The sequence below is a fragment of the Streptococcus sanguinis genome, from assembly GCF_019929225.1.
Classification (GTDB): domain Bacteria; phylum Bacillota; class Bacilli; order Lactobacillales; family Streptococcaceae; genus Streptococcus; species Streptococcus sanguinis_J.
This window is the reverse complement of record NZ_JAHZPA010000001.1, coordinates 362,704-389,012: the sequence shown is the minus strand read 5'-3', so window position 1 is coordinate 389,012 and position 26,309 is coordinate 362,704. Positions and strand designations below refer to the sequence as shown.

Annotated in this window: 31 protein-coding genes and 2 pseudogenes; 1 reads left to right on the top strand and 32 read right to left on the bottom strand. The window is 45.5% G+C overall.

The features are described 5' to 3' along the window. Positions 1–188: 188 nt before the first annotated feature. The 21 genes and pseudogenes from K1I80_RS01980 to miaA form a co-directional block, all read right to left on the bottom strand. Complete coding sequence (locus tag K1I80_RS01980; protein ID WP_223313064.1) at positions 189–782, bottom strand: dTDP-4-dehydrorhamnose 3,5-epimerase family protein; 594 nt, start codon at positions 780–782, stop codon at positions 189–191. A gap of 4 nt (positions 783–786) precedes the next feature. Next, on the bottom strand, positions 787–1,656 hold the full coding sequence (rfbA, locus tag K1I80_RS01975) for a glucose-1-phosphate thymidylyltransferase RfbA (protein WP_002913447.1): 870 nt from the start codon (positions 1,654–1,656) through the stop codon (positions 787–789). Between the two features lie 134 nt (positions 1,657–1,790). Then, positions 1,791–2,615, bottom strand: a complete 825-nt coding sequence (gene tmpA, locus K1I80_RS01970) for a ZIP family manganese transporter TmpA (RefSeq protein WP_223313065.1) — start codon at positions 2,613–2,615, stop codon at positions 1,791–1,793. Positions 2,616–2,637: 22 nt separating this feature from the next. Beyond that, a pseudogene (locus K1I80_RS01965) lies at positions 2,638–3,148 on the bottom strand (NUDIX domain-containing protein). A gap of 1 nt (position 3,149) precedes the next feature. Continuing rightward, positions 3,150–4,244: an NAD(P)/FAD-dependent oxidoreductase gene (locus tag K1I80_RS01960; protein WP_223313066.1), complete on the bottom strand. Its 1,095-nt coding sequence runs from the start codon at positions 4,242–4,244 to the stop codon at positions 3,150–3,152. 11 nt (positions 4,245–4,255) lie between these two features. Beyond that, positions 4,256–5,053: a Nif3-like dinuclear metal center hexameric protein gene (locus K1I80_RS01955; RefSeq protein WP_223313067.1), complete on the bottom strand. Its 798-nt coding sequence runs from the start codon at positions 5,051–5,053 to the stop codon at positions 4,256–4,258. Further along, entirely contained in the window at positions 5,040–5,729 is a 690-nt protein-coding gene (locus tag K1I80_RS01950; protein WP_049541137.1) for a tRNA (adenine(22)-N(1))-methyltransferase, read from the bottom strand. Before K1I80_RS01950 ends, K1I80_RS01955 begins: the two co-directional genes overlap by 14 nt. Before the next feature lie 139 nt (positions 5,730–5,868). Beyond that, on the bottom strand, positions 5,869–6,657 hold the full coding sequence (yghU, locus tag K1I80_RS01945; protein WP_223313068.1) for a glutathione-dependent disulfide-bond oxidoreductase: 789 nt from the start codon (positions 6,655–6,657) through the stop codon (positions 5,869–5,871). 67 nt (positions 6,658–6,724) lie between these two features. Beyond that, a complete protein-coding gene (locus K1I80_RS01940; RefSeq protein ID WP_002906317.1) occupies positions 6,725–7,405 on the bottom strand; it encodes a DnaD domain-containing protein in 681 nt (226 codons plus the stop codon). Between the two features lie 8 nt (positions 7,406–7,413). Continuing rightward, positions 7,414–8,355, bottom strand: a complete 942-nt coding sequence (gene metA / locus K1I80_RS01935; protein ID WP_223313069.1) for a homoserine O-acetyltransferase MetA — start codon at positions 8,353–8,355, stop codon at positions 7,414–7,416. 147 nt (positions 8,356–8,502) lie between these two features. Then, positions 8,503–9,015, bottom strand: a complete 513-nt coding sequence (locus K1I80_RS01930) for an adenine phosphoribosyltransferase (RefSeq protein WP_002906315.1) — start codon at positions 9,013–9,015, stop codon at positions 8,503–8,505. Positions 9,016–9,212: 197 nt separating this feature from the next. Beyond that, positions 9,213–9,740 carry a hypothetical protein gene (locus K1I80_RS01925; RefSeq protein ID WP_004186488.1) on the bottom strand — a complete coding sequence of 176 codons (528 nt, stop codon included), beginning with the start codon at positions 9,738–9,740 and terminating at the stop codon, positions 9,213–9,215. Between the two features lie 46 nt (positions 9,741–9,786). Then, positions 9,787–12,006 carry a single-stranded-DNA-specific exonuclease RecJ gene (recJ, locus tag K1I80_RS01920; protein ID WP_223313070.1) on the bottom strand — a complete coding sequence of 740 codons (2,220 nt, stop codon included), beginning with the start codon at positions 12,004–12,006 and terminating at the stop codon, positions 9,787–9,789. 261 nt (positions 12,007–12,267) lie between these two features. Continuing rightward, positions 12,268–12,858 carry an HD domain-containing protein gene (locus K1I80_RS01915; protein WP_223313071.1) on the bottom strand — a complete coding sequence of 197 codons (591 nt, stop codon included), beginning with the start codon at positions 12,856–12,858 and terminating at the stop codon, positions 12,268–12,270. Between the two features lie 96 nt (positions 12,859–12,954). Next, positions 12,955–13,995, bottom strand: a complete 1,041-nt coding sequence (locus K1I80_RS01910; RefSeq protein ID WP_223313072.1) for an acyltransferase family protein — start codon at positions 13,993–13,995, stop codon at positions 12,955–12,957. A 57-nt stretch (positions 13,996–14,052) separates the two neighbouring features. Then, positions 14,053–14,763, bottom strand: coding sequence for a class I SAM-dependent methyltransferase (locus tag K1I80_RS01905; RefSeq protein WP_002906310.1), 711 nt, complete (start codon positions 14,761–14,763; stop codon positions 14,053–14,055). A gap of 6 nt (positions 14,764–14,769) precedes the next feature. Next, positions 14,770–15,525: an SDR family NAD(P)-dependent oxidoreductase gene (locus K1I80_RS01900; protein ID WP_223313073.1), complete on the bottom strand. Its 756-nt coding sequence runs from the start codon at positions 15,523–15,525 to the stop codon at positions 14,770–14,772. Then, positions 15,522–16,451: a ribonuclease Z gene (rnz, locus tag K1I80_RS01895; RefSeq protein WP_223313074.1), complete on the bottom strand. Its 930-nt coding sequence runs from the start codon at positions 16,449–16,451 to the stop codon at positions 15,522–15,524. The genes K1I80_RS01900 and rnz overlap by 4 nt, the downstream gene beginning before the upstream one ends. A 10-nt stretch (positions 16,452–16,461) precedes the next feature. After that, positions 16,462–17,085, bottom strand: a complete 624-nt coding sequence (locus tag K1I80_RS01890) for a hypothetical protein (RefSeq protein WP_002906307.1) — start codon at positions 17,083–17,085, stop codon at positions 16,462–16,464. After that, entirely contained in the window at positions 17,078–18,316 is a 1,239-nt protein-coding gene (hflX, locus tag K1I80_RS01885; RefSeq protein ID WP_002906306.1) for a GTPase HflX, read from the bottom strand. The genes K1I80_RS01890 and hflX overlap by 8 nt, the downstream gene beginning before the upstream one ends. Before the next feature lie 31 nt (positions 18,317–18,347). Further along, a complete protein-coding gene (gene miaA, locus K1I80_RS01880; RefSeq protein ID WP_223313075.1) occupies positions 18,348–19,232 on the bottom strand; it encodes a tRNA (adenosine(37)-N6)-dimethylallyltransferase MiaA in 885 nt (294 codons plus the stop codon). Between the two features lie 82 nt (positions 19,233–19,314). Between miaA and K1I80_RS01875 the strand changes: the two genes are divergently transcribed. Continuing rightward, a complete protein-coding gene (locus K1I80_RS01875) occupies positions 19,315–19,485 on the top strand; it encodes a DUF3042 family protein (protein WP_002895160.1) in 171 nt (56 codons plus the stop codon). 73 nt (positions 19,486–19,558) lie between these two features. On the opposite strand, the gene K1I80_RS01870 is transcribed toward K1I80_RS01875, so the two are convergent. From K1I80_RS01870 to hisB, 11 genes and pseudogenes are all read right to left on the bottom strand, one after another. Then, complete coding sequence (locus K1I80_RS01870) at positions 19,559–19,957, bottom strand: hypothetical protein (RefSeq protein WP_223313076.1); 399 nt, start codon at positions 19,955–19,957, stop codon at positions 19,559–19,561. A 195-nt stretch (positions 19,958–20,152) separates the two neighbouring features. Then, complete coding sequence (locus tag K1I80_RS01865) at positions 20,153–20,518, bottom strand: hypothetical protein (RefSeq protein ID WP_049541723.1); 366 nt, start codon at positions 20,516–20,518, stop codon at positions 20,153–20,155. A gap of 83 nt (positions 20,519–20,601) precedes the next feature. Continuing rightward, a complete protein-coding gene (locus tag K1I80_RS01860) occupies positions 20,602–21,528 on the bottom strand; it encodes a helix-turn-helix transcriptional regulator (protein ID WP_223313077.1) in 927 nt (308 codons plus the stop codon). A gap of 16 nt (positions 21,529–21,544) precedes the next feature. Beyond that, positions 21,545–22,015 (bottom strand): annotated as a pseudogene (locus tag K1I80_RS01855) (N-acetyltransferase family protein). An 11-nt stretch (positions 22,016–22,026) separates the two neighbouring features. Continuing rightward, positions 22,027–22,776: a PHP domain-containing protein gene (locus tag K1I80_RS01850; protein ID WP_223313078.1), complete on the bottom strand. Its 750-nt coding sequence runs from the start codon at positions 22,774–22,776 to the stop codon at positions 22,027–22,029. 33 nt (positions 22,777–22,809) lie between these two features. Then, positions 22,810–23,124 (bottom strand): phosphoribosyl-ATP diphosphatase, encoded by a 315-nt coding sequence (gene hisE / locus K1I80_RS01845; RefSeq protein WP_223313079.1) that lies wholly within the window; start codon positions 23,122–23,124, stop codon positions 22,810–22,812. A gap of 126 nt (positions 23,125–23,250) precedes the next feature. Further along, positions 23,251–23,595 (bottom strand): phosphoribosyl-AMP cyclohydrolase, encoded by a 345-nt coding sequence (hisI, locus tag K1I80_RS01840; protein WP_223313080.1) that lies wholly within the window; start codon positions 23,593–23,595, stop codon positions 23,251–23,253. Then, positions 23,595–24,353, bottom strand: a complete 759-nt coding sequence (gene hisF / locus K1I80_RS01835) for an imidazole glycerol phosphate synthase subunit HisF (RefSeq protein WP_045773246.1) — start codon at positions 24,351–24,353, stop codon at positions 23,595–23,597. Before hisF ends, hisI begins: the two co-directional genes overlap by 1 nt. 2 nt (positions 24,354–24,355) lie before the next feature. Then, positions 24,356–25,078: a 1-(5-phosphoribosyl)-5-[(5-phosphoribosylamino)methylideneamino]imidazole-4-carboxamide isomerase gene (gene hisA / locus K1I80_RS01830; RefSeq protein ID WP_223313081.1), complete on the bottom strand. Its 723-nt coding sequence runs from the start codon at positions 25,076–25,078 to the stop codon at positions 24,356–24,358. Beyond that, entirely contained in the window at positions 25,056–25,679 is a 624-nt protein-coding gene (hisH, locus tag K1I80_RS01825; RefSeq protein WP_223313082.1) for an imidazole glycerol phosphate synthase subunit HisH, read from the bottom strand. The genes hisA and hisH overlap by 23 nt, the downstream gene beginning before the upstream one ends. A gap of 34 nt (positions 25,680–25,713) precedes the next feature. Continuing rightward, positions 25,714–26,298 carry an imidazoleglycerol-phosphate dehydratase HisB gene (gene hisB, locus K1I80_RS01820; RefSeq protein ID WP_002906292.1) on the bottom strand — a complete coding sequence of 195 codons (585 nt, stop codon included), beginning with the start codon at positions 26,296–26,298 and terminating at the stop codon, positions 25,714–25,716. Positions 26,299–26,309: the final 11 nt, after the last annotated feature.

Genomic DNA, 26,309 nt, shown 5'->3' with positions numbered 1-26,309 from the left:
ACCTCCGGTTTCATTGCTTATTTTTGAGCCTAATGTCTCAAAAATCCCCTGTCATGTAACAAACTAAATAATTTGTTACATGACTTACACTACAGCGGCAATCATTTCTTCCACTCGCTTTGCTCGGATAGGAGCTGAGCTTAATTATATATTTCAGTATCAATTAATGAATCAGAAAAGAATTCTTCTTACAAATCTTCTTTTCTTAGAGGTTTGACATCCTTAAGTAATGGATGGTTCTTGTCTGCTTCTGAGACTTCTGCTGCTTCTAGGTTTTCCCACTGGATTCCCAGAGCCGGGTCTGCATAGTTAACAAAGGCATACTTCGGTTTGAGTTCCAAAGCCCAATAGTCATTCACCAGATAGCTATACGAAACCGTGTCAGAAAGGACTTGGAAGCCGTTGGCTACACCACGTGGCACAAAAATTCCCTTGCTGGCATCAATTACTGTCTGGTAGGTATTGCCAAAGGTCTCGCCTTCACGCAGGTCTACCCAAGTTCCCAGCACCTTACCGTCATCTGCAACAGAGATGTACTTGTCCCATGGTTCAGCATGAAGGCCACGCAGGACATTTTTACGAGAAAAGCTGACATTATTTTGCAGTTTTCCTTCTGCAAAGAAGCTTTCAGGAAAGCCTAGTGGCAGCATTTTTTCCTTTTGGAAATTCTCCTTAAACCAGCCTCGGTTGTCCCCGCGTACAGGGATATCAAACTCCAGCATTCCTGGAATTCCAGGGACCTCACGCACTGCTAATTCCTTATCAAAAAATTGTTCCGTCATCTTCTTATTCTTCTCCAATCAAGCGCAAGAGATAGTGGCCGTATTCATTCTTTTTCAATGGCTGCGCCAATTCATGCACTTGCTCTTTAGTGATATAGCCCATGCGGTAAGCAATTTCTTCCAGATTTGCCACCTGAACATTCTGCATACGCTGAACTGTTTCGATATATTGAGCGGCTTCTAAGAGACTTTCGTGGGTACCTGTATCCAACCAGGCAAAACCACGTCCCATAAGCTCAACAGACAAATCGCCACGTTCCAAGTAAGCCTTGTTAACGTCAGTGATTTCCAGTTCTCCGCGAGGACTTGGCTTAATATTCTTGGCAATCTCTACAACATCGTTATCATAGAAATACAGTCCTGTTACTGCATAGTTAGAGCGCGGTTGTTCCGGTTTTTCTTCAATGGAGATAGCATTCATATTTTCATCAAATTCTACAACACCAAAGCGTTCTGGATCCTTAACATGGTAGCCAAAAACCGTTGCCCCTTTTTCCTTAGCCGCAGCATTTTGGAGCATTTTACTCAAACCTGGTCCATGGTAAATATTATCCCCAAGAATCAGCGCCACGCGGTCATCTCCAATAAAATCAGCCCCAATGATAAAGGCTTGTGCCAGCCCGTCCGGACTTGGCTGCTCAGCATAAGAGAGCTTGATACCAAACTCAGAGCCATCACCCAGCAGATCCTCAAAACGAGGCAGATCCGTTGGAGTGGAGATAATCAAGATGTCCTTGATACCAGCCAGCATAAGAGTTGACAGTGGATAATAAATCATGGGTTTGTCATAAACCGGCATGAGCTGTTTTGACGCAGCGCGGGTCAATGGATATAAGCGAGTCCCAGATCCACCTGCAAGAATAATACCTTTCATATGAGTTTCCTCTCTTAATGTATTCCCTTTATTTTACCATTTTTGAAAGCGGATGTCATCCTTTTCACTACCCTTAAATAAAAGAAAAAGAGCGGAAATTCCGCTTTCTTCCGCTCTTTGATTCCAAGTTGGCATCAGCCCAAAGCCACATCCAAGACCATCATGAGAACAAAGCCCACCATGAGACCTAAAGTCGCCACATCAGTATTGCCATTGGTCTGCGAATCCGGTATCAGCTCCTCTACCACCACGAAAATCATGGCGCCTGCTGCAAAGGATAGGGCATAGGGCAGAATAGCCGTCATGGCCATAACAGCAACTGCCCCCAGAACAGCCCCGATTGGCTCTACAATCGCGGACATAGAACCCCAGTAAAAGGCTTTAAGCCGAGACTTGCCGTCCGTCCGAATCGGAATGGATAGAGCCGCTCCTTCTGGGACGTTTTGCAGGCCAATTCCCAATGCTAGGCCAATCGCGCCGACAAAGGCTTCTGGACTAGGATTGGCGGCCAAAGCACCAAAGGCTACTCCGACTGCCAAACCTTCTGGAAAATTGTGAATGGTAATGGCTAAAAAGAGCAGGGCTGTCTTGGACAGCTTCTTTCGGCTATGCTCAGAAACACTCTCAGCCTCCGAAATATCCTTGCTCAAGTGCAAGTGAGGCACTACCGCATCAATCAGCCGCAGGAAAAAACCTCCCACTAAAAAACCAATCGCTGCAGGCAGCCAGGACAGCTTGCCATAAGAACTTTGCGCATATTCAATCGACGGCGCCAGAAGCGACCAAAAGGAAGCCGCAATCATGACCCCTGCCGCAAATCCCATCATAATATCCAGCAGCTTACGGCTGACCTTTTTAAAGAAAAATACAACAGCTGAGCCTACAATAGTACACCCCCATGTAAAAAGCCCAGCCAAGAATGCCTGCATAACTACAGGCTGCGATCGTAACCAGTCCATAACTTCTCCTTATCCTCTGAAATCAATCATACAAAATCGTCTTGGTTTCCCCTATACAGTGCTCTTCCTCATTCCAGTAATGAATCCGCTCGAAAGAGCCTTTCCGCCAGTAGAGAGGCAAACGTTCACGTATGTCGTCCTGCATATCTATTTGGCCAAGTTCCGAAATCTTCCACCATTTTGGCTCCCCTTCATGAGCGTTTCCCCTAACTTGCCCCTCAAAGGCAGTACAAAGAAAATCGTAATACACATACCGTTCTTTTTTACTCGGATTAGTGAAGCCTGAAATCCCCTTCAATTCCAAGTTTAGAGCAGTCAGCCCTGTTTCTTCTTTTAATTCGCGCCTTGCAGCTTCGAAAAAAGATTCTGGAAACTCTTACGAAGGTAAAAATCTAAGCTTTTTCTATCCCCAGACTGGTGAAGCCACCTGGTTGTATCCACCCTTTAAAGTTATCATGCTTGCGATTAAGCAGTAAAATTTCATCATCTTTTTTCACACAAATATTGACCCAATTCAAAATGGTTTCTGCCATATCAAACCTTCTTCACATACCGCTCAATAGGATAGTCAGCTGGATTCAGCAGCCCCGCTTCTCCTAGAGCCATCTGGGCCAATTGGCGTCCGATAAGCGGGCCAGTTGTCAGACCAGAAGAGCCTAATCCGCTGGCAGCGTAGACATGCGGTAAGTCTGGAACAGCTCCAAAGAAAGGTGCAAAGTCGCTGGTATAAGCCCGTGTTCCCACGCGCTCACCTAAAATCTCTGCAGTAGCTAACCTCTGCAAGTAAGTTTCCGCTTCTTGCTGCAACTGATTCAGCACTTTCTTATCTACCGTCAAATCAAAGCCCTGATCATTTTCATGACTGGCACCGACGCTGACCTTGCCTGCCAGAAAGGGAATGATATCCAGCTCGCCCTCAGGCATAACAACTGGGTAGTCATCCGTCTTTTCAGCCAGCTTGAAATCACGTAGCTGTCCCTTTTGCGGCCGAACATCTGTCTTATAGCCCAGTGGCTGCAAGATTTCTCCTAGCCAAGCTCCCACAGCCAAGACAACACAGTCAAAGTTACAACCATCAACCAGAAGTTCCTCCCCTTCCACTATCAGACTTACCTTTTTCTCAACCAACTCTGCCTTGCTGGCTTTCAGAAGCGTCTTCGTCAAGAGTGCTCCCTCCACCCGGGCCCCGCCGGAAGCATAGAGAAGCCGCTCAAATCCTTGTAAGTCTGGAAATTTCTCCCAGGCTTCCTGACGACTGAGAAGACTCACCTCCCCAATTAGAGGCGACTCTTCTCGACGATTAGCAGCCAAATCATAAAGCTCCTGCAGCTTGCTCTCATCCTTTTTCAGCAGATAAACACCTGTCTGTTGGTAAAAGTCTGTCTTGATTCCAGCCGATTTCAGTTCCGCAATCAAGTCTTGATAAAAATCAGCGCCCAGACGCGCCATCCTGTACCAAGCCTTGTTGCGACGCTTGGAAAACCAAGGACTGATAATGCCTGCAGCTGCCTTGGTTGCCTGCCCCTTGCCGTCATCAAAGACAGTCACCTCCACATCTGGGGATTTGGACAGATAATAAGCTGCTGTTGAGCCGACAATCCCAGCTCCAATCACTGCTACTCTTTTCATATCGCTTCCTCTCAAATATGTCGGAAAGGATTGGTCGAAGCCTGACTAGCCAGAATCTCAATCTCCCAGCCCTCTTCTGCCTTCCAAGAATCAAGCTTTGCTTTCAATTTTTCCGTAAAAAGAACCTCAATATGGTGTCCAGGATCCAGCGCCAAAAGACCTTCTGTCAGCATTTCCTGGGCAGTATGATAGTAAATATCACCTGTTATGTAGACCTGCGCTCCCTTGGCAATGGCCTCTTGATAAAAGGACTGACCGCTGCCACCACAGATAGCCACACGCTCAATAACGCGTTCGAGGTCTGCTTCTTCATAAGTGACCATACGCAAACTATCTAGTCCAAAACTTGCCTTGACCTTAGCCGCAAAGTCCCCAAAGGTCTGAGGAGCAATCTTCCCCACGCGACCAATACCGTGATCTGGCCCCGTCTGACTGAGAAAACTTGTCTCCTCAATCTCTAAAAGCTGACAGAACCAGTCATTTAGCCCGTCTTCCACGACATCAATATTGGTATGGCTGACATAGACAGCAATATCATGCTTGATGAGGTCTAAAATCATTTGATTTTGCGCCTTATCCGCCACTAGGTCCTTAAGCGGGCGAAAGATAGGCGCATGCTTAACAATAATCAGTCCAGCACCTGCCTCAATAGCCTCCGCCACCGTCTGCTCACGAATATCCAGCGCCACTAGAACCTTGTCCACTTCCTTATCCAAAGTCCCGATTTGCAGGCCTGAAATGTCGCCCTCCATGGACAGCTCTTTCGGGCAGTAAGCTTCATAACGGGCGATGATTTTACTTGCTAGCATGGAGCACCTCCTTGATACTTTCGATTTTTTGGGACATAGCAAAGCGTTCTAACTCATTTTTTTCTGGGATACGAGCCAGTGCTTCTTCGAGTTTTTTCAGTTCTTTCTGCCATCTTAGCTGAAAAGCAGGTGACTGTTGCTTCATCAGAAAAGGTCCGAAACGCTTTTCTTGCTCTGTCAAAGTTTGCTGCCCAGCTTCTGCTACTAGGATTTCGTAAAACTTCCCCGCCTCTTCTAGGACATCCTCAGCCAGCAAGCGAAAGCCGTTAGATACCAGCCAGCTGCGAAGCTCATCCTCTCGGTTATTGGGCTGCAAAATCAAGCGGGAAATAGACCCAAGCTTAGCTCTGCCATTTTCCAAAATCTCTGAAATCAAGCGACCACCCATGCCAGCCATAACGATGGTGTCAATCTGATCTACCGCTTCAAAAGCCGCCAGACCATTGGCAAGACGAACCTCAATCTGCTTCGTCAGCCCATGCTCTGCAACATTTTTCTGGGCAGATTGAAAAGGCCCCTCTACCACTTCTCCAGCCAGAGCCTTCTCAATCCGCCCCTCCTGAATCAGATAAATAGGCAGATAGGCATGATCGCTCCCAACATCCAGAAGCTTAGCACCATCCGGCACAAAAGCAGCTACTCGCTCCAAGCGTTGGGAAATAGTCTTTTTTTGCATTGCTTACTCTTTTCTAAACATTCTTCTATTCAGTATATCATTTTTAAGGGTATAAAAAAAGCAGCGGAGGAAAAATCAGCCTTTCGATAAACTGATTTTGTCTCGCCACTTGATGATGGGTGTTCTACCCATCACTTTTTTATTTGATTTCCTGATACTCGGCAGCTAAACCGCGCTGGACTGCCGGACGAGCTGCAATCTTCTCCGCCCAAGTAACTAGATGTTTGTAGGAGGTGACATCCAAGAACTCAGCTGCGCCTGGATAAAGCTTGTCCTGCACCAACTGACCATACCAAGACCAGATAGCAATATCAGCAATACTGTAGTCTTCTCCAGCTATATAAGCTTTCTTGGCCAATTCTTTATCCAATAAATCCAGCTGTCGCTTGGCTTCCATCGTAAAGCGGTTGATAGGATATTCTAGCTTTTCTGGAGCATAGTTAAAGAAATGACCAAATCCGCCCCCCAAGAAGGGCGCCGCTCCTGTCTGCCAGAAGAGCCAGTTGAGCACCTCAGTCCGACCAGCCAAATCTGACGGAATCAGCTTTCCAAACTTCTCCGCCAGATAGAGCAGGATATTCGCAGACTCGAAGACAGGAATCGGCTTATCGGCTGACTGGTCCAACAAGGCCGGAATCTTGGAGTTGGGATTGAGTTTCACAAAATCTGAGCCAAACTGGTCGCCATCCATGATGCTGATCTTATAGAGGTCATAGGCTGCCTCAGTGATACCCGCTGCCAGTAGTTCCTCCAGCATAATCGTCACCTTGACCCCATTAGGAGTCCCAAGTGAATAAAGCTGAAAAGGCTCTTTACCGACAGGAAGCTTCTGCTCAAAGCGTGCGCCTGCAGTAGGCTGATTGATACCTGAAAATTTTCCTTGGTCGCTGTCCGCAGCAGACCAGACTTTTGGCAATTGATAGGTCATACTTTTCTCCTTTTTTATAAAACCAAGGGCCTGTCATATCAAACAGGCCACCATAAATCTAATAAAATCAGTCCTTCCACAAATTCATGGCATTGAGGAAATCATCTGAAACTGTCACATTTTGAGGATTAGCTGCTTCACGTTCTTCCCGTTTGGCTTCTACCTGAGCAAGTGTAGTGATACCTTCCTTGCGCCAATTGCGCAAGATAGCCTGAATATACTTCCAGTTGGCCTTGCCATTAAACACAGCCTCACGAAGGGCAGCCTTGACCAAGTCAGGATTGGTTTTGTCGTCTTGAACAGTCTTAGTCAAATCCTCAATTTCAAAGGGTGTCAAGAGACGGCCCAGCTCCTGCTGGAAGGTCTCCACCAAGTCTTTCAAGACATTCTGAGGTGCCTTTGCCACAGTCTGCAGACCACTTTTGGCTGCCAGCAGTTCATCCAGCTTTTCCAAAGCCGGCGAAGCATCAAAGATAACCTCTGTCTCTCCATTCAGCTCAATGGTCTTATACTGCAAGAGACCTTTCTCCGTCAAATGGGACATAGAGCGATTGACTTCTGACAGGGTCTTGCCAATATGCTCCGCAATCTGACTAGGCGCCAGCTCTTCCAAGGAAGTCGTATTTTGCAGATAGAAAAACTGCCAAACCAAAAAATCATCGCTGGAATCAAAGATGTCCTTAAAATGTAAAAGAAGGGCACTCGGGATTACTAGATTGCCCGATTTAAAAGCTGATAAATAAGTCATGTCACCTCTTATAGATAAGCAAAAAACGATACATCATTTTCAGGACTCTCCCAGTCGAAAGGTGTCTCCTGATAGACAGCGTAATTGACCCAATTGCTGAAAAAGAGTGCAGCGGCCGAACTCCAGCACAAGGCCGGTGTCGTATGGACATCATCGTTTTTAAAATAATTCTCTGGAATGTGTGGATTCTTCCCTGCCTTCAAGTCGCGGAAATACTCCTTGGATAGAGTATCGCGGTCGTATTCCATATGACCGAAGCTATACACCTCTCGCAAGTCCCGGCTAGCCAGCACAGAGAGGCCCGTATTCTCTCCATACGAAAGAATTTCCAGATTGGTCAGATTGACAATATCTTCCTTCAGAACTTCAGTATGACGGGAATGCGGCGCATAAAACTCATCGTCAAAGCCACGGAAAAGCAGATTACTGCTGTCAGCCAACTGGCTATAAACACCCGATAATTTGCGTGTCATCTGGTGTTTGTCCACGCCGTAGCGAGCGTAAAGTCCAGCCTGAGCTCCCCAACAGATATGCAGAGTCGAAAAGACATGGGTCTTGGACCATTCAATCACCCGTTGGAACTCTTCCCAGTAGTCCACTGCTTCAAAAGGCAGATGCTCTACCGGTGCACCAGTGATAATCAAGCCATCAAAATAGCGATTTTTAACCTCATCAAAAGTCTTATAAAAAGTCTCCATATGCTCTGCGCGTGTCGTTTTAGACTGATGAGAGCTCATGTAGAGGAAGTCAATAGTTAACTGCAGCGGAGTATTAGCCAAATGGCGCAGTATCTGAGTTTCTGTCACCATTTTTTGGGGCATGAGATTGAGTACCAGAATATTCAGAGGGCGGATATCCTGATGGTCCGCCCTATCGTCATCCATGACAAAGATATTCTCAGAACTTAAAATGTCAACAGCTGGCAGTTTCTTATCAATCTTAATTGGCATGAAAATATCTCCTTCAATCGTTAGAAAGGCTTGGAAATACTTTTCCAGCCTATTCTTTGTTTATCCAATATACTTTCATTATACTGAAAGGAGATATAGTTTTCAATTATACTTTTTCTCTAACTAGATATAGTTAGAAACTATGTATTAATAGTGCATCAGAACCTTGTAGTCGTAATCGCCGATAACTTCGCGACCCTTGAGCTCATCCAGCTCAATAAGGAAGGCACAACCAGCCACCACGCCACCAAGGCGCTCAATCATCTCAATCGTCGCCTTCACTGTTCCACCAGTCGCAAGGAGATCATCTACGATTAGAACGCGCTGACCTGGCTTGATAGCATCCGCATGCATGGTCAGGGTATCCATACCATACTCTTTTTCATAGTCAGCTGAGATAACCTCGCGAGGAAGCTTACCAGGCTTGCGGACTGGAGCAAAGCCGATTCCTAACTCAAAGGCAACAGGACAGCCAACGATAAAGCCACGAGCTTCCGGTCCAACGATCATGTCAATCTTCTTGTCTGTCGCATATTGCACAATCTCACGAACAGCGTAGCTATAAGCATTTCCATCTGCCATCAATGGGCTGATATCACGGAATGTCACGCCTTCCTTTGGATAATTTTCGATTGTTGCAATGTAGTCTTTTAAATTCATGATATACTTTCTTTCAAAAAATTTTTTTACTCTCTATTATATCACTTTTTCATCCAAATGGTAATAGAAAAGTTATTTTTTAAGGGGATAGATTATTTAATTTAAAAGAGTATGTTTCATTCATTTATAGACCACCTTATTGAGGCTGGGATTGAGTTGGTTAACCTTTATAATCGTTTTTTCTAGGCAAGTCAAAATTAAATGTATTGCTCTAAATAAAGTGGTGTTGCTATTTCTTGTTCATAATTTTTTACAATATCCTTCGTAAATAAGCCTAATAAGTCCAAATCATTAGATGGATTAATCTCAAATATTGAAAATACAGATTTTTCAAGAAAATCATTCAATTCTTTATAATTCGACATATAACTATAGCCTTGAGGAGCGTTAAATCTCGGTGATAATTCTTTAGCTTGTTTCAATGATATAGGCGAGTCAAGAAGAGACAGGGAGTAAATTGGAGAAAAATACTTAGCACCTTCTTGCAAATGTTTTTCCAAATATGAACGACTACTATTGGCTAAATCTGAATTTTCTAAAAAGTGTTGGATATTATTACGCTGACCTAAAACCATTTTCCCAACAATCATCTTAGCGGGTGAGGAAAGATATAAATAGGCTACCGTTTCTTTTTCAGGAATCCTTGAACGATATTCAAAATGCTTTTTTACTGTTAGCAAAGCTTTAAAAAATTCTGGTTTAAAGCTCAGGATAATTTCATTCATCTAAAATGTTCTCCTTTGCAAGGCTTTGGCTTAGTCTGGTACCATCTCATCTCTCCATCAAATAATTATAAATCTCCTGCACAGTGCCCAGAGCCATGAGTTCTTGTTCTTTGACTAGGCGCTTGAGGTCTTGGTAAATACGACTGCTTTCAATTTCTTTCTTTTCAGCTTCCTTATTGACCTTCATGACGCCTTCTGTGATGCTGACAAAGCCCAGTTCTTCAAAAATCTGAATCATTTTGACCAAGAGAATAGTGTCGATTTTCAGGTATGCAGCTAGGTCCTTGAGCTTATAGCGAACGTCAAACTCAGGGAACTGGTAGATAGTTTTGTAGAGTTTGGCAAACTGCTCACGGTTACCATAACCTGTCAGATAGTAGGGCTTGGCAATCTCATTCTTAAAGTAAATCGCTTCGAAATCCTGAGACTGAAGAATCTTTTTCAAGACCTGCAAATCATCAGGCAGGTCGTAAATTACAACTGCTTTACTATTTGTCAAATCCGGCAATTCCTCTGTGAAACGCAAGACTGGAACCTTATCAGGCAGCGTCGCATTTTTGCTGCGGATATTGAAAAGTTGAACACCGTCCACACGGGCATCTACCAGCATGAGCTGGAGACTGGTCTGTCCATTCCATTTATTGACAGAGAGGCTGACAGCCAGCTCCAGATTCTTGGTCTGGGCAAACTCTGTCGCCAGGCTTCCTTGCCCAAAAGCTACTACTTCAAAAGATGCATCTTCCTGAGAAATTTTCAGCTTAAGATGACTGTTGCCAGCCCCCATAGTCCGAGTATTGTCCACTTTAAAGTTCTTGAGGTAAAAAAGCGGCTTCTTATTGTCCATACCAAAAGGCGCCAGTTTTTCAAAACTTTTGAGTGTATCCAGGGTCAGTTCTGGCAGGTGCAGCTCCTCGTCCAAATACAGGACTGTTTTGCCAGTCAAATCCAAATCATTGTCTGAGATGTAAGCTGTCAAAATATCAGACAACTCTTCTAGCTTGTCTGCTTCAAGAGTCATACCAGCTGCTCCAGCATGGCCGCCAAAGGCTACAAAAAGGTCACGATGACTGTCCAAGGCATCAAAAATATTGACCGCTTCAATACTGCGGGCGCTGCCCTTAGCGATGCCATCCTCAATATTGAGCACTATGACTGGCTGGTGCAGCTCTTCCAGCAAGCGCCCAGCGACAATCCCTAGCACTCCAGGATTCCAACCTTCCTTAGCCAGCACCTGCACTGGTCTCTTAGGATCCAGCATGGTTTGTGCTTCTTCATAAATCTGCTGGACGATTTCCTTGCGCTCATCATTTTTCTGGTTGATCATGAGAGCAATGTCACGAGCTTCTTCATCATCAAAGCCAGTCAAAAGCTCAACCGCTGGATTGGGGTCATCCAATCGTCCCAAGGCATTGAGTCGGGGGGCAAGCTGAAAGCCAACCGTTTCTTCATCCAGTTCATCAGGCTGAATACCAGCTATTTTGAAGAGTTCCTGAAGACCTACTCGCTGGGTATTTTTGAGAACAGAAAGGCCATATTTAACCAGAATCCGATTTTCCCCCGTCAGACTGACCATATCAGCGATGGTCCCAATGGCCACTAAGTCCAAAAGTTCGACTTGGACTTCTTCCAACAAGGCTGTTGCTAGCTTAAAAGCCACCCCACAGCCAGCCAGATGCTTGAAAGGGTAATCCGCTCCGCTATGTTCCGGATGGACAATCGCATAGGCATTTGGCAACTCCTCAGGCATGGAGTGGTGATCCGTCACGATGACATCCACACCCAGAGACTGGGCCAGCTCGATAGCTTCAATGCCGGCCACTCCATTATCTACTGTAATAATGAGCGAAATACCTTGATTTTCAATAAAATACTTATAAACACTGCTATTAGGACCATAACCATCCGTAAAGCGATTAGGCAAGTAGACCTGACACTCAGCCCCCAACTGCTCCAAGGCTTCCTTGACAATAGATGCTGAGGTCATCCCATCAGCATCATAATCGCCATAAATCAAAATCTGCTCGTAATTCTCAATCGCTGCACGAATGCGCTCCACTGCCCGCTCCATATCATGCAGGTCATAAGGGTCATGAAGCTGGTTTAAACTAGGCTCCAAAAATTCCTGTAAAGCCTCCTCAGTCTGCACACCTCTTTGGTAAAGAAGACTGGCAGCGGCGGGTTCTAATCCAGCTTTCTTAGCCTGTTTTAAAAATTTTTCGTCTGTAAAATTTGTGGCAAACTGCCAGTCGTATTTTGAGCTAATCATGATAAGTGAAACACTTTCTCCGTTCAATCTTGTCTGAATATTATAACATGAAAGAGGCTGGGACAAAAGTCCTAGCCTCTCAATTGTCTTTGGATTGTCGAGCAAGACGCAGTGGTTGAGTGGGCTCTACTACGCTGATTTCATCAGCTTTTACAGCCCTACTCAACTGTGCGGAGGTGGGACGACGAAATCGAATTCTAACGAATTACCGATTTCTGTCCCACTCTCCAAACTTTCTATCTACGAGCAAGGCCCTCAGGCTCACTCATCTAGGTAAAGCCCCTTGGCAACACTTTGATCAATAACTTCCTGAGCCAATTCCCAAAGAGTTTCAGAGGTCTCTTGAATAAAGGATTTCTTAGCGATGACCTGTGACTTGGTCAGGCCATAAGGATTATCCTGGGGCTGAGCAACTTCCAAGTGATTGAGCAGAGGAACCAGAGCGTCCAGCACTCGGGCATATTTAGCCTCTATGCTAATGCCGTTTTCAAATTCCTGCCAAAGCTCTAAAAAGGAATCCTGCTGATCTGATGGTAGCTTGTCCAAACTGATTTTCAAGGAGTCCAGCTCTCTATCGTAAGAATCACTCTTGCCTACATCGTCAAAGATAAAGGTATCACCAGCATAAATTTCGCCCAAATCATGAATCAGTAACATAGACATGACTTTTTCCAGATTGACTTCTTCGGGAATATATTCTCGAAAAACTAGCGCCATGAGCGCCCCCTGCCAACTATGCTCAGCAGAATTCTCAAAACGATAGGCATCCAAGGTACGATTGTTGCGATGAGTGGCTTTCAGCTTTTCCAGCTCATTGGTAAAAGCCAGCTGCTGTTGTAGACGTTCAAGCATGTGGAACTCCTTTGAAATGTTTTTATAGCTAATTCTATTCAAAATTGATAGTTACTCTTAACGCTCTATATGATCTTCTTCAAAAAAACTAAGCTTTCATTTCTTTTCTGTTTTTTTCCCTCGCCATCGAATCACTAATTCTGACGTCAGATGGGTCAGGATAATCGTCAGAAGGAAGGCCCAACGGCCATTTTCCCACTTGGTCAGCTGCTGGGATTTGAGCAGAAAGAAAGATAACTCGATAAAGATAGGATGGAGGAAGAAATAAAGGATACTTAGATCTTTTAAATGTCGCCAGTTTTTTTCGCGCTTCCACTCTGCTTTTAGTAGCCAGTTAAATAAGAAAAGTGTAAAGGGAATGAGAGCAAAGAAAAAGTTTTTATCCAGTCCCTGCCTGATGTAAACCAGCAATCCTTCACCTGCTAGGAAAAGACTTGCCAGCAGAAGAGACAGCCAGCGTTTTTTCTGAAATAATGCTACCTGCCCGTAATCAGCTAGAAAGTAGCCTAAATAGATAAAAATGGGCGTATAGAAGAGGCCATTCCTGCTAGTGAAAAAGAGCTTGGCATAAGCATCATACCAGTCTGTCAGCAGGCTAGGCGCCAGGTAGGCGTGATAAGTCTCAATAGCACCTAAGGCAAAGAGAACCAGTAAAAGAACAAATGTTTTCTTGGGACCCAACTTCCTATACAAAAAATGGACCAGCAGTAAACCTAAGAGAAAGGCAGGAATATACCAAAGCTGGTAGCTCATTCCTATGTAGAAGAGCGCTGCTAGAATAGCCAGAGGAGCTAGGTAGAGGGGCAAATGCAGTGATTGGAAATAAGTCAAGGCGTAGGGAAGGTAGACCAGACTCCAAAAACCATAAACCTTTAAAATGCCTTTAATATACAGAGTTAGTTTCACAGCTTGAGGCTCTTGCTTCCAGTGTACTCGGAAAAAATAGGCTGAAGAAATTAAAAAGAAAGGGACCGCCATGCGGCCAAACATACTCTTCTGAATAAAATGTAGAGCTTCATGTTCAAAAAGCCTCTGGCAATGGACCATAATCACCAAAACAGAAGCAATATATTGAAAAAGGCTGAGCAGGGCATAATTGACAGGTTGCTCTGGCTCTATGACTCCTCTCCTTTGCATCAAGCTTTCTCCTTACGAGGTTTGTTTAAGATGTAAATGAACACTTTTTCATTCAATTTAGGACTTGACTAGCCAAACATGCTGAAAGGCAGCGATGTCCCGATAAGGAGATTGGTTGCAGACAACCAGCTCCATCTCAAGCATCTTTTCAGCCCAATCAGGGGCAGTTTTGTAGTCATTGGATTGCAGCCCATAAAAAATTCGTACTCCTTGATAATCCTCAACTTCTAATGGAAGACCTGAAATCACATCTTGGATCTGATAGACCTTAGCAGCCCCCATGCTGTGGGTTTGATATGCCTCACCCGCCAAAAGCTGCTGGGCCTTTTCTGGGTCATTTTCAAAAACCACCGTATGCATAACTCGTCCAACCTCGTGATGCTTAACCAGAGAAATTTTGCCGCCCTTTTTTAATAGTCTGGAAAATTCTGCTAAATAAAGAGCAGGGTCAGATACATACTCTAAGACATTATGACAGACGATGACATCAAAAAACTGGTCTGGCAATGTTTGCAGAAGCTCCAAGCTGCCTTGCAATTGCTCATAGGAAAAGTCCTGCTTGCGCTCAGCAATCATTTCTGAACTAGGCTCGATGGCGGTCACTTGGTTGTTTTTCGCTAGAAAATCAGCCACAATTCCAAAACCACTGCCGAAATCAAGGATTTTCTGGCCCCTCAGCGACTCTAGAAAGGCAAAAACAATATCATACTGAAGCTTGCCCCAAGGCGCCTGCAGATGAGCTTTGTAGGCTTGTAGATTAGCTGTCATAAAACCTCACTTATAATTAAACATATTGGCTGCCATCTTGTCGGCAATTCTTGGAAAAAGAGTATAAAGCTTGTGAGCCAGATTGAGAATTCCAGGTAGATTAATTTCCCGCCTCTTTTTGCCAAAGGAGCTGACAATTTTGCTCGCTACAAAGTCAGGCTCAAGGATATACTTGTCAACTGCTTTTACATAGGAACCATCAGGATCCGCTTGATCGAAAAAGGAAGTTTTAATAGGACCTGGGTTCACCGACGTGACATAAACCCCAAAAGGCAGGAGTTCCAAACGCAGAGCATTGGAAAAGCCAATAGCAGCAAACTTGGTCGCCGAATAAAGACTGGACTTGCTACTTGCAATGAGGCCGGCCATACTAACGATATTGACGATATGTCCTTGACCTGCCTGCTTCATGCGAGCTCCAAAGATACGGGACAGATTCATCAGGGCAAAGGTATTGACTTCAAACATGGCCTCGATATCACTGGAAGTGATTTTGTCAAATTCTTCAAAAATCCCATAGCCAGCGTTATTGACTAGAACATCGACGTGGCCGTACTGACTGTCAATCCGCTCAGCAAATCTTTCTAAAGCTGAGCTATCCGTGATATCCAGCTCAACTAGGTCAAGATTTTCTCTTTCTCCATATAGTTTTTCTAGCTCAGCCTTGCTCCGTCCGACCAAAATCAGTCGGTCATTGGGCAAGAGCTTGACCATTTCCTGAGCCAGCCCACCGCTAGCCCCTGTGATGATGATGGTTCTCATATCTCCACCTCTTCCAAGTCTTTGACCACATGGACCTTTTCAAAGACAGCACTGGCATCGCGGCGCATTTGGCTGATGTCCTTGGCTAGAAAGCGAGCACTGATATGGTTGAGGAGAAGGCGCTTGGCACCAGCTTCCTTGGCTACTTCTGCGGCTTGCATATTAGTAGAGTGACCGTGATTACGTGCAATTTTTTCGTCTCCCTTGCCATAGGTCGCTTCATGTACCAGCACATCTGCTGCCACAGCCAAGCGGACGCTGGCAGCAGTCTTACGGGTATCACCTAGAATAGCAATGGTCTTTCCCGGACGAGGAGCTGAGATATAGTCTGCTGCAATAATTTTGGTCCCATCTTCTAGGACGATATCCTGACCGTTCTTGACCTTGCCAAAGAGGGGACCAAAAGGTACGCCCGCTGCCCGTAGTTTGTCTGCATCTAGCGTTCCTTCCAAATCTTTCTGCATCACCCGATAGCCCACACAGAAAATCGTGTGATCCAGCTTATCCGCATAAACAGTGAACTTGTCCGTTTCAAGAATCTTGCCCAGACTGTTTTCATCAAACTCATGAAAATCAATCCGATAAGGCAGACGAGAGCCAGACACGCGCAGGCTAGACAGGACAAAGTTTTTAATGCCTTTGGGACCATAAATTTCCAAGTCAGTCTGCTCTTCATTAGCCTGAAAAGAACGACTGGACAGAAAGCCCGGCAAACCAAAAATATGGTCGCCATGCAGATGCGTGATGAAAATCTTACTGATTTTGCGCGGTTTAATCGTCGTCTCCAAGATCTGGTGCTGGGTCCCCTCACCGCAGTCAAACATCCAGACCTCATTGATTTCCTCCAAGAGCTTGAGGACAAGGCTGGATACATTGCGAGCCTTGGAGGGCTGACCGGCTCCGGTTCCTAAAAATTGTAATTGCATATTGTTCTTTCTAAATGATATAAATCATGGCAGAGCGATTCTGCGAGTGATAATATTTTCTACCAGCATAGGACTGAGCCAGCTGACTGACTTCATCTTGATTGTAGCCCAGAACTCTTTGGCTGCCATCCGCTAGCTGCTGCCAATCGGTCAAAGCAGTCAGCGCCTGACTGTCCACGACTTGCGACTCAGATTTGAGAGGCACCATTTTTATTCTCCCTGCTTCTTCGTAGACCAAGTATTGTGGAAAGACTTGGGCGATTTCAAAGAGCAAGTCGTCTGTTACCGACTCTGGCTTTTCAGGAAAGACCAAGCCGACTTCCTCGCTCTCATAGCAAAATCCATAGGACTTGCCAGAAAGATTAAGCCGTACAAAAGGTTTATTTTCTACAAAGCTAGGCTCCGTATTCCACAAGTCCAGCGCCTGAGTAATTTCTAGAAAATAGGCTGTTGCGGCTTCCGGACTTTTCTTTTGATAAAGCTCAGCAAAGTAAGCATTGATAACGCTGGGCGGAGGAGTGATGAAGCTACGCTTCTGCTCCTTTGTCAGTCCAGCCAATACTTGCTCTAAGTAGACCCTGTCTAGGCTTGTAAAACCGCCGTATTTCAGGGCCAAGTCAATATAATCAGTCATAAAATTCTTCCAGTTTCCATTTGTTTTTCTCGGCAATCCAGCCTGAAATGACTTCGACATCGTCTATGTATTCTCGATTTCCCATAATCGCGACTTTCTCTAAATCATGAATCTTGTAAGCTTTAGCCGGCGCTACTTTGATGGTAAAAGGCAGGAAAATCTCTTTCATCCGCTCCAGTAGGACTTGCTGCAAAATAGCTCTGCTATTGTCCGCCTTAGCCGAAATTAAAGAATAAGGAGTCAGGGTCGGAGTGAAATACTCCGCCTTGTCTGCTTTGTTATAGAGAGTCAGCCGGGGAATATCCAGCATGTCCAGCTCTTTCATGATGTCGAGTACGGTCTTTTCATGCTCCTCATGATGAGGGTCGCTGGCGTCAATAACATGGACCAGCAAATCGACATTTTTACTCTCTTCTAGTGTGGATTTAAAGCTGGATACCAGCTCTGTCGGCAAATCCTGAATGAAGCCAACTGTGTCTGTCAGAGTGACATTGAGCTGGCCACTGAGGTTGATGTTCTTGGTCGTAGCGTCTAGCGTCGCAAAGAGTTCGTCGGCCTCATACTGGCTCTTGCTGGTCAAGCAGTTCATGATCGTAGACTTTCCCGCATTGGTGTAGCCGATGAGACCGATTTTGAAAATACTGGATTCCAGCCGTTTTTCACGAACAGTAGCCCGATTTTTCTCGACCGCCTTGAGCTGGCGCTCAATATCATGAATCTGATTGCGGACACTGCGTCGATTGAGCTCCAGCTGGCTTTCACCAGGCCCGCGGGAGCCGATGCCACCTGCCTGACGGCTGAGCATAATTCCCTGACCAACCAAGCGAGGCAGCAGGTACTTGAGCTGGGCCAGATGCACCTGCAGCTTGCCCTCATGACTCCTAGCCCTCATGGCAAAAATATCCAAAATCAGCTGCATACGGTCAATGACCTTAACCCCCAAGCTTTCCTCCAGATTGACATTTTGGCGAGGTGTCAGACGGTTATTGACAATGACGGTCGAAATCTCTTCGGCATCAACCATCTGTCGGATTTCTTCTAACTTACCAGAACCGACAAAGGTCTTGCTGTCATACTTTTCCCGCTTCTGACTATAGGAGCCGACTACCTCAGCCCCTGCAGTCTTAGCCAGACTTTGCAGCTCCTCCATAGATAGGTCAAAATTCTCCGTATCTGCTAGTTCCACACCGACCAAAAAGACACGCTCTGTTTTTTTCTCTGTTTCTATCATCTCATATCCTTACTAAGACTTGGTCAGCCAGCTACTTGTCCAGAAAATTCTTGATGTCTTCCATGACCTGATTCTTATAGTCTGGATTTCCCACCTGATAAAAAGTCACGGACATCCGGTTGCGAAACCAAGTCAGCTGGCGCTTGGCGAAACGACGGGTATTCTGCTTGAGCTTGTCCACCGCCTCTTCCAGGCTCATCTGACCTTCAAAGTAGGGGAAAAGTTCCTTGTAGCCAATACCCTTGCTGGCTTGACTGGTCGGAGCTTTCTCAAACAGCCAGCGAGCTTCTTCTAAAAGTCCGGCTTCTATCATCAGATCAACCCGCCGATTGATTCGCTCATAAAGCCGATCCCGCTCATCATCGAGGCAAATCAGCAGGGCTTCATAATCAGGCTGACTGTTTTCTAGCAATCCGCCCAGATGAGCAATCTCCAGCGCTCTCATAGCCCTGCGTCTATTTATCTGTGGAATCTCGATACCCAGCTCTGCTATTTTTTCAAACAAATCCTCATCTGACCAACTGTCCAGCTGCGCCCGATAGGCCAGAATCTCCTCGTGAGGAACGGAGCCGCCCAGATGATAGCCCTCAAGCAAGCTCTGGATATAGAGCCCTGTGCCACCGCAAATTATGGGAAGCTGATTTTGAGCCGCAATCTCACGAATAGCCTGAGCTGCCTCAGTCACAAAATCATAGGCAGAGTAGCTCTCTCCGACCTCCCGCACATTCAGCAGATGATGGGGAATGCCCTCCTGCTCCTCCGGACGAATCTTGGCCGTGCCAATATCCAAGCCACGATAGACCTGCTGACTGTCACCGCTGATGATTTGGCCATTGAAGCGCTTGGCTACCTCGATACTCAGATCTGTTTTTCCGACCGCCGTAGGCCCCACTATCACAATTATCTTGGTTTTCATCTTTTTTCCTTGAAAAAATTTTGATTTTTCGTTACTATTAATTATAACATAAATAATAAAAGTTCAGAAAAGGAGAAATCACATGGCTAAAGGATTTGGAAAAGGCGTTCTTACAGGAGTTGCAGCTACTGTTGCTGCCGTGGCAGGCGCAGTATATGCAGTCAAGAAAAAAGTCATCGAACCTGAAGAACAAAAAGCGGCTTTCATCGAAGAAAACCGTAAAAAAGCAGCTCGCAAACGTGTAGCGCACTAAGCCTGCACATTTCACTAAAAAGCCTGGAAAAATCCAGGCTTTTTATTTTTTGAAAAAACAGTAATCAAAGCTATTAGACTTTAAAAGCCTTCTCTTTCTTGGGCGGTTGAATACCATGAGAGCTAAAGATATAATTGCTTAAGAGCAAGAATACTAACAACTCAAGCACAAAAAACAAATCGAAAGCAGGATTGGAAGACAGAGAAACGAAAGGAATTGCGAGACACACAATTGTGACATAAAAGATTTTCAAGCGTTTGATATAAAGCCAGAAAAGTTCAAGGCTTTGCCTGCCATTAATCTGCGACTTAGACTTACTTCCTGAGTACCAGATGATAAATACTTCCGCAAAAAAGAATAGACCTAGCAAAATGATCATTCTCCAAAAATGAACCTGCAGTAGAATTCCCACTGCTAGCAATAACAAAACACCCAAGCTCAGTGCTAGCACTGCTCGCCTAGTATTAGTCATAAAATCAACTCCTTTATATGACTACGAAGAAAAGTCAAATTAATTATTGCTAATCGATTAGATTGTTCTAGGAGAACATATTTTATTTCGGCTTTATTTTACCACTTGGCAAGAAAACTTACAAATAATACGATAAAGCATTGTAGAAGTTATTGGTTACTGAAAAAAGCCACCCTCGGTGACTTTTCTACATGCCTATTTCCCTTGCATAAACTCTTGGAAACGATGAGTATCAAAGTAAATAGTAGATACAATCAATTTGTCTGATTCATCAAATTTTAAAAATTCCGCTACATCCAACTCTAGTTGATTTCCTTGTGGCGACTGCAGGCGATAGCGATTTAAAGCCGCTATTTCTCGTCCCTCTACCAATAACTTCTTCACTTCAAGATGCTGACTTAAAGCATAGAATTGACCTGCACCTTGCAGATAAACACCACGCCCTTGCCTGATCTCCTGACTGTCGCACATTCCATAATTAAAGTTTTCAGCTACGAAATCCTCCCAGCCACCTTTGTTGACAGCGGTAAAATAGCTTTCTGCTAATCTTCTTGTATCCATTTGGAACCTCCAAAAATAATTTAGGCAAGCACTCAAACAATGAGATTTTCAAGCCATTTAAGATTATACAAAAAGCAATATGACTACAGTCTGTCATATTGCTGAAGATTTTTTTGAAGAGTATGAATTAATTTTCCCTGCAGTTTTTTTGGCGATATGACTTTTACTTGATGAGCAAAACTTAAAATCAATTCGAAAAAGGCCGGTGTCAATGCTCTGAAAGCATGGACCTTTATTCTGGTTTGCTCAACAGTGATTTCTTCTTCTGTGAAATAATCATAAATCTTTGGAAGCGCAGATTTTTCAAAAATTAGCTCTACTTCTTCTTTATTGCCCTCAACTTTATCTTTAGACGGATTTAGAAAAAGATCTAGCTTTTCTTGAGATAAAAGCGGGTAATCTCCAGCTTCGATACCCTCTTCTACTTGTTGCAAATCACGAATCCTGCTAAGTTTGAAAAAACGAAAATCTAACTTTTCTAAACAGTAGCCGATAACATACCAGGCATTCAGTTTAAAAATCAGACGATAAGGAAGAATCGTTCGCCGGCTTCGTTCTTGTTTTTTAGAAAAATAAGAAAAGGAAACTTTCTTCCCAGTTTGTATAGCCTGCTCAATTTCAAGTAAATAATTTGTATTGAGAGACCAGGAAGTAAGATCGAAGTAAAAAGGGTTAACCTTATCGGTCGACTCTTGAGAAGCAAACTTATGCTCAAGGCTGCCAAAACTTGGACGACCAACGATTTTGCCGACATTTTGGCTCATATTGATGATAAACTGCTTTTCTTCTTCTGTGAAAAAGCTGCTGTCCATCTTGTAGTCATCTGGTATATAAAAGCCGCCCTTATCTCCACGCTCAGAGTAGATAGGGATTCCAGCTAAGCTGAGCGTATCCATATCTCGATATACGGTACGAGTAGATATTTCAAAACGTTCAGCAATTTCTTTAGCTGTTATCTGTCTCTTATTCAAAAGGGCTAGTAGAATATAGATTAATCGTTCTAGTTTCATGAGTTTTCTTTTCTTATTACAATAGGCACAGCATCAAATAATCATCTTCCCTCTCTTCAACCGTGACAAAGCCCAGTCTTTGATAAAAGCGAACGGAGGGATTGTCTCTGGAAACGGAGAGGGAGACACTTGGGTAGTCTTTGGCCTTGAGCAAGTCCAGCATGGCCGTCATCAACTGCTGGCCTAGTCCTTGCCCTCTGAAGTCAGGCAGGAATGAAATGGATAGAGAGGGTGTCTGGTCGTCAAAATAGCCGTAATCTTTCATGATGCGAATCCAAACGGCTCCGACCAACCGGTCGTCCACTTCTGCTACTAAAGCCCAATCATCTGGCTACTTGCCAAAGTCCTTGATATACATCTCTAGTTCTGGCTCCTTCAAGATACTTCTGGGCAGCGGCTCTAGACCTGGGGGGATAAAAATAGCTTGGTAAAGAAATTCCTCTAAGAGCGGGATTTCCTCTTGTTTTAAGGGCCTAATCTCAGTCATGATTTCTCCTTCTAGATCAACTGCTCCTCGCCTATGCCAGCCTCAGCTAAGATTTTGGCAACTCGGTCAAATTGCAAGCGGAAATGCTCCAGCTTGTGGCCGTCTGATCCCACTGAAAAGCGCTGGCCGCCCAGCTCCTTAACTAGAGAGAGAGCGTAGATATAGAGTTCCTCGTGTCCATATAGATACATGGACTTGCAGTTGAGCTCAAAGGCCAGATCGTGGTCAATCATCTTTTGAAAAAGATGTCGCAGCTCTGGTTCAAAAGTTTTTAACTCCTCTGCGGTAAGCGCAAATTTTCGGAAACCATAGTCAAAGTGAGCTAGTACATCTGCTGGCACAGCCTCGATAGCCTCTTCTAACTCTCTCAGGTATCGGGGAATCAGCTCCATCTTATCCAGCTGCAGGACTGGCTCTTCCAGATAGTCAAAACTGCCATTGTGGTGGACAGACAGGAGCTTGAGGTCATAATCCTTGTCCGCTAGGAAAGCTAGGATATCATCCTTACGCGGAGCGTAATAGCCAATTTCAATGCCCTTTTTGATGCGGTTGCCATATTGCTGGTTCAGCTCTGCTATTTTTGCTGAATAGGCCGTATAGTCAGGTACATCATCATGGGGCGAGGCAGCTTCGTAGGGGTAGGGATTGGACAAATCATAGTGCTCAGTAGTGACAATCTCGCCCTCATAATGGTCCAGATAGTCACAGAAATCCGCCTCAGAATCATAGGAAAAATAGGTATGAAGATGGTTGTCGCGCATGCTGGACCGCCTTTCTGTAAATCTTATATCCGTTTAATAATGGTTAATTTCAGGTCGGTCGTGAATCCGGCTCTGCTTGCCCTGACGGGCCTGGAGGACGGCCTCTACCTCTTTCAGACTGACACCAGTCTCAACGAGAGCGACCGCCAGATGGTAGAGCAGATCAGCTGTCTCATTGGCCATCTCGTCCTTATCAGCGTTTTTGGCCGCAATGACTACTTCAGTCGCTTCTTCACCGACTTTTTTGAGAATCTTGTCCAGCCCCTTGTCATAGAGATAGCTGGTATAGGAGCCTTCCTTGGGCTCTTTTTTGCGTTTGAGGGCTTCTTGATAGAGGGTTTCTAGCATAGTATCTCCTTGTTACTGTCCTTATTTTACTATAAAAAGCAATTCTTTCCAATGGTAGGCCGGTGTCTTGATGCTTAGTTCTTAGTTTTATTCTTGCATTAACCAAGTACTAAAGTAAGGGAGCTTTTAGTCAGTTTTGCCGTCTTTTTCGTCCCAGATTGTATGAAAAAAGCAGGATTTAGCACCAGTATGGCAGGCAGCTCCCAGCTGATCTACCTCGATCAGCAGGGTATCTAGGTCGCAGTCAGCTGTGATTTTTTTGACAGTCTGGTAGTGGCCGCTGGTGGCTCCCTTATGCCAAAGCTCCTGACGTGACCGGCTCCAGTACCACATCTGACCGCTGGTGCGAGTCAGATGGTAGGCTTCTTCATTGAGATAGGCCAGCATGAGGACTTCTTTGCTGGTGTGGTCTAGGATAATGGCAGGTATAAGACCGCCTTGCTTTTGAAAATCTAACTTCACTTCTGTCATCAGATGCGCACCTCCAATCCAGCTTCCTGCATGGCTTTTTTGGTCTCTGAGATGGAGACCTGACCATAATGGAAAATTGAAGCTGCCAAAGCACCTGTCGCTGCAGTCTTTTCAAAAACTTCTAGGATATGCTGGCTACTGCCAGCACCACCAGAGGCGATGATAGGAACGGAAACCACTTGAGAGACGGCTTCCAACATTGGCAAGTCAAAACCAGACTTGGTCCCGTCCTTGTCCATACTGGTCAAAAGAATTTCCCCCGCTCCAAGACTGACAGCTTCTTGAACCCAGTCTAACAGGTCGCGACCGCTGTCCTTTCGGCCGCCAGCCAGATAGACATGCCAGCTGCCATCCGCTTCTTTCTTAGCATCCACGGCCAGCACCACGCATTGGCTGCCGAATTTTTCAGCGCAATCAGCCAAAAGCTGAGGATTTGCCAGTGCTGAGGAATTAACTGCAACCTTATCCGCACCAGCCTGCAGCATCCGCTTCATGTCCTCAACCGTGCGAATGCCGCCCCCGACGGTAAAGGGAATGAAAACCTGCTCCGCCACGCGCCGGACCATCTCGACCGTCGTGTCCCGCTCCTCATGGGTGGCGGTGATGTCCAGAAAGACCAACTCATCGCAGCCAGCTTCATAGTAAGCCTTGGCCGCATCGACTGGATCGCCCACATCAGTCAGATTAACAAAGTTGATACCCTTAACCACCCGGCCGTCCTTGACATCCAGACAGGGAATGATTCGTTTTTTCAGCATGGCTAGCCCCTTTCTGCTTCCTTGATCTGCTCTAGGCTAATTCGTCCACTGTAATAGGCCTTGCCCACAATGGCACCAGCCAAGCCCAGTTTTTTCAGCTCTTCTAAGTCATCCGCTGACTGAATACCACCTGAGGCAATGACTTGAGCATGCTTGAGCGCTGCCAGCAATTTTTGATAATGCTGGATATTGGGGCCAGTCAGAGTCCCGTCTCGGTCCACATCCGTATAGACGAAGAGACGGACACCGATCTTTTCCATGGCTAAGGCCAGACTTATATAGTCCTGACTGCTGGTTTCCAGCCAGCCCTCAGTCGCAACCAGCCCCTCTTTCGCATCAATGCCAATCACGATTTTGCTGCTGCCAAAGCGCTCCAGCGCAGCCTCAACAAATTCAGGATTCTTAACAGCCATAGAGCCAATAATGACACGGTCAATTCCAACTGCCAGGTAATCTTCAATCTGCTCCAGACTGCGAATGCCGCCCCCTACTTGGATGGCTAGGCCAGTCTCCGCTTTAATCTGGGCAATCAGATCTCGATTGGCCGCCCGACCTTCTAAGGCTCCGTCCAAGTCAACCACATGAATCATGGTAACCCCGGCTTCTTTGAAAACTCGAGCTTGCTCCAAAACATCGGGATTTACTACCGTCTTCTGACTAAAATCCCCTTTTAAAAGGCGGACGGCCTGACCGTCTTTGATATCAATAGCGGGCAGTATTTTCATAGACATACTCCTTAAACTTCTCTAGGATACCGAGGCCGACAGCGCCAGACTTTTCTGGGTGAAACTGACAACCAAAAACTGATCCTCTGTGAATCATGGCTGGGATAGGCAACCCATAATCAGCCGTCACATCCAAGTACTTCTCCGGAACATCTGTATAGTAGCTGTGGACAAAATAGACTGACTGGCCATCAAGACCAGCTGTCAAAGCAGACGACTGCTGGATCTTTAAGTCATTCCAGCCCATGTGAGGTACAGGCAGACCAGCCTGGTCCGGAATCCGGCGGCAAACACCGGGAATCAAGCCCAGCCCAGAGCTTTGACCATTCTCCAATCCAGACTCCAGCAGGAGCTGCATGCCTAAGCAAATGCCCAAGAGAGGCTTGCCATCGGCCACAGCCTGTTGAATAACTGAAACCAACCCTCGCCTTTCCAATTCCTGCATAGCAGTAGGAAAAGCACCGACTCCTGGTAAAATCAAACCATCTGCGTCCAAAATTTCCTGCGGATTAGCTGACAGGCGTGCTTCTACTCCGACCTGAGCCAGAGCACGGAGGACATTGGCAGTATTTCCTGCGTCATAATCAATTACAATCATCATCTCTACATCAACTCCTTTCACTCAGAAGGACAAGCTAGAGCAAGCCCTTGGTGGAGTTGACTCCATGAATCTCTGGATTTATCGTAATAGCCTCCCGCAGAGCTCGTCCAGTCGCTTTAAAGAGGCTTTCTGCCTTGTGGTGACTGTTCTTGCCATGAAGGATTTTCAGGTGCAGATTCATCTGCAGATTAAAGGCTAGGGCTTGGAAAAATTCCTCTACCAGCTCGGTGTCAAAGTTCCCAAGCTTGGGATTGTCAAAATCAGCCTCAAAAACCAGATAGGAGCGACCGGATAAGTCCAAACTAGCCATACCCAGCGTTTCATCCATAGGCACAAAGCTAGTGCCGTAGCGGTTGATACCTGCCTTGTCTCCCAAAGCCTGACGCAGAGTCTGTCCTAATACGATGCCCACATCCTCAACCGTATGGTGGCTGTCCACCCATAGGTCGCCTTCAGCCTTGACCGTCAGAGAAATCCGACTGTGGCGGGCAAAAAGGGTCAGCATATGGTCAAAGAATCCGACACCGGTCTTGATAGCTACCGGCTCCTGTTGGTCAAGATTGACAGCCAGTTCAATATCGGTCTCCTGTGTTTTACGCTTGATTTCAGCTTGTCTCATGGCAACTCCTT

Coding starts and splice junctions, on each gene's coding strand:
- K1I80_RS01955 (WP_223313067.1), bottom strand. CDS start 5,053: ATGCTAGCAAGTAAAATCATCGCCCGTTATGAAGCTTACTGCCCGAAA.
- K1I80_RS01960 (WP_223313066.1), bottom strand. CDS start 4,244: ATGAAAAGAGTAGCAGTGATTGGAGCTGGGATTGTCGGCTCAACAGCA.
- hisF (WP_045773246.1), bottom strand. CDS start 24,353: ATGCTGAAAAAACGAATCATTCCCTGTCTGGATGTCAAGGACGGCCGG.
- K1I80_RS01950 (WP_049541137.1), bottom strand. CDS start 5,729: ATGCAAAAAAAGACTATTTCCCAACGCTTGGAGCGAGTAGCTGCTTTT.
- K1I80_RS01860 (WP_223313077.1), bottom strand. CDS start 21,528: ATGAAACTAGAACGATTAATCTATATTCTACTAGCCCTTTTGAATAAG.
- hisB (WP_002906292.1), bottom strand. CDS start 26,298: ATGAGACAAGCTGAAATCAAGCGTAAAACACAGGAGACCGATATTGAA.
- recJ (WP_223313070.1), bottom strand. CDS start 12,006: ATGATTAGCTCAAAATACGACTGGCAGTTTGCCACAAATTTTACAGAC.
- tmpA (WP_223313065.1), bottom strand. CDS start 2,615: ATGGACTGGTTACGATCGCAGCCTGTAGTTATGCAGGCATTCTTGGCT.
- K1I80_RS01865 (WP_049541723.1), bottom strand. CDS start 20,518: ATGGATACAAGAAGATTAGCAGAAAGCTATTTTACCGCTGTCAACAAA.
- K1I80_RS01905 (WP_002906310.1), bottom strand. CDS start 14,763: ATGACAGCTAATCTACAAGCCTACAAAGCTCATCTGCAGGCGCCTTGG.
- K1I80_RS01915 (WP_223313071.1), bottom strand. CDS start 12,858: ATGCTTGAACGTCTACAACAGCAGCTGGCTTTTACCAATGAGCTGGAA.
- K1I80_RS01925 (WP_004186488.1), bottom strand. CDS start 9,740: ATGAATGAAATTATCCTGAGCTTTAAACCAGAATTTTTTAAAGCTTTG.
- K1I80_RS01930 (WP_002906315.1), bottom strand. CDS start 9,015: ATGAATTTAAAAGACTACATTGCAACAATCGAAAATTATCCAAAGGAA.
- hisE (WP_223313079.1), bottom strand. CDS start 23,124: ATGCTAGAAACCCTCTATCAAGAAGCCCTCAAACGCAAAAAAGAGCCC.
- K1I80_RS01890 (WP_002906307.1), bottom strand. CDS start 17,085: ATGACTGATTATATTGACTTGGCCCTGAAATACGGCGGTTTTACAAGC.
- hisA (WP_223313081.1), bottom strand. CDS start 25,078: ATGAAAATACTGCCCGCTATTGATATCAAAGACGGTCAGGCCGTCCGC.
- miaA (WP_223313075.1), bottom strand. CDS start 19,232: ATGAAAACCAAGATAATTGTGATAGTGGGGCCTACGGCGGTCGGAAAA.
- K1I80_RS01900 (WP_223313073.1), bottom strand. CDS start 15,525: ATGAGAACCATCATCATCACAGGGGCTAGCGGTGGGCTGGCTCAGGAA.
- hisH (WP_223313082.1), bottom strand. CDS start 25,679: ATGATGATTGTAATTGATTATGACGCAGGAAATACTGCCAATGTCCTC.
- hflX (WP_002906306.1), bottom strand. CDS start 18,316: ATGATAGAAACAGAGAAAAAAACAGAGCGTGTCTTTTTGGTCGGTGTG.
- rnz (WP_223313074.1), bottom strand. CDS start 16,451: ATGCAATTACAATTTTTAGGAACCGGAGCCGGTCAGCCCTCCAAGGCT.
- K1I80_RS01940 (WP_002906317.1), bottom strand. CDS start 7,405: ATGACTTATTTATCAGCTTTTAAATCGGGCAATCTAGTAATCCCGAGT.
- K1I80_RS01875 (WP_002895160.1), top strand. CDS start 19,315: ATGGCTAAAGGATTTGGAAAAGGCGTTCTTACAGGAGTTGCAGCTACT.
- K1I80_RS01850 (WP_223313078.1), bottom strand. CDS start 22,776: ATGCGCGACAACCATCTTCATACCTATTTTTCCTATGATTCTGAGGCG.
- K1I80_RS01870 (WP_223313076.1), bottom strand. CDS start 19,957: ATGACTAATACTAGGCGAGCAGTGCTAGCACTGAGCTTGGGTGTTTTG.
- K1I80_RS01980 (WP_223313064.1), bottom strand. CDS start 782: ATGACGGAACAATTTTTTGATAAGGAATTAGCAGTGCGTGAGGTCCCT.
- K1I80_RS01910 (WP_223313072.1), bottom strand. CDS start 13,995: ATGCAAAGGAGAGGAGTCATAGAGCCAGAGCAACCTGTCAATTATGCC.
- rfbA (WP_002913447.1), bottom strand. CDS start 1,656: ATGAAAGGTATTATTCTTGCAGGTGGATCTGGGACTCGCTTATATCCA.
- metA (WP_223313069.1), bottom strand. CDS start 8,355: ATGCCAATTAAGATTGATAAGAAACTGCCAGCTGTTGACATTTTAAGT.
- hisI (WP_223313080.1), bottom strand. CDS start 23,595: ATGACAGAAGTGAAGTTAGATTTTCAAAAGCAAGGCGGTCTTATACCT.
- yghU (WP_223313068.1), bottom strand. CDS start 6,657: ATGACCTATCAATTGCCAAAAGTCTGGTCTGCTGCGGACAGCGACCAA.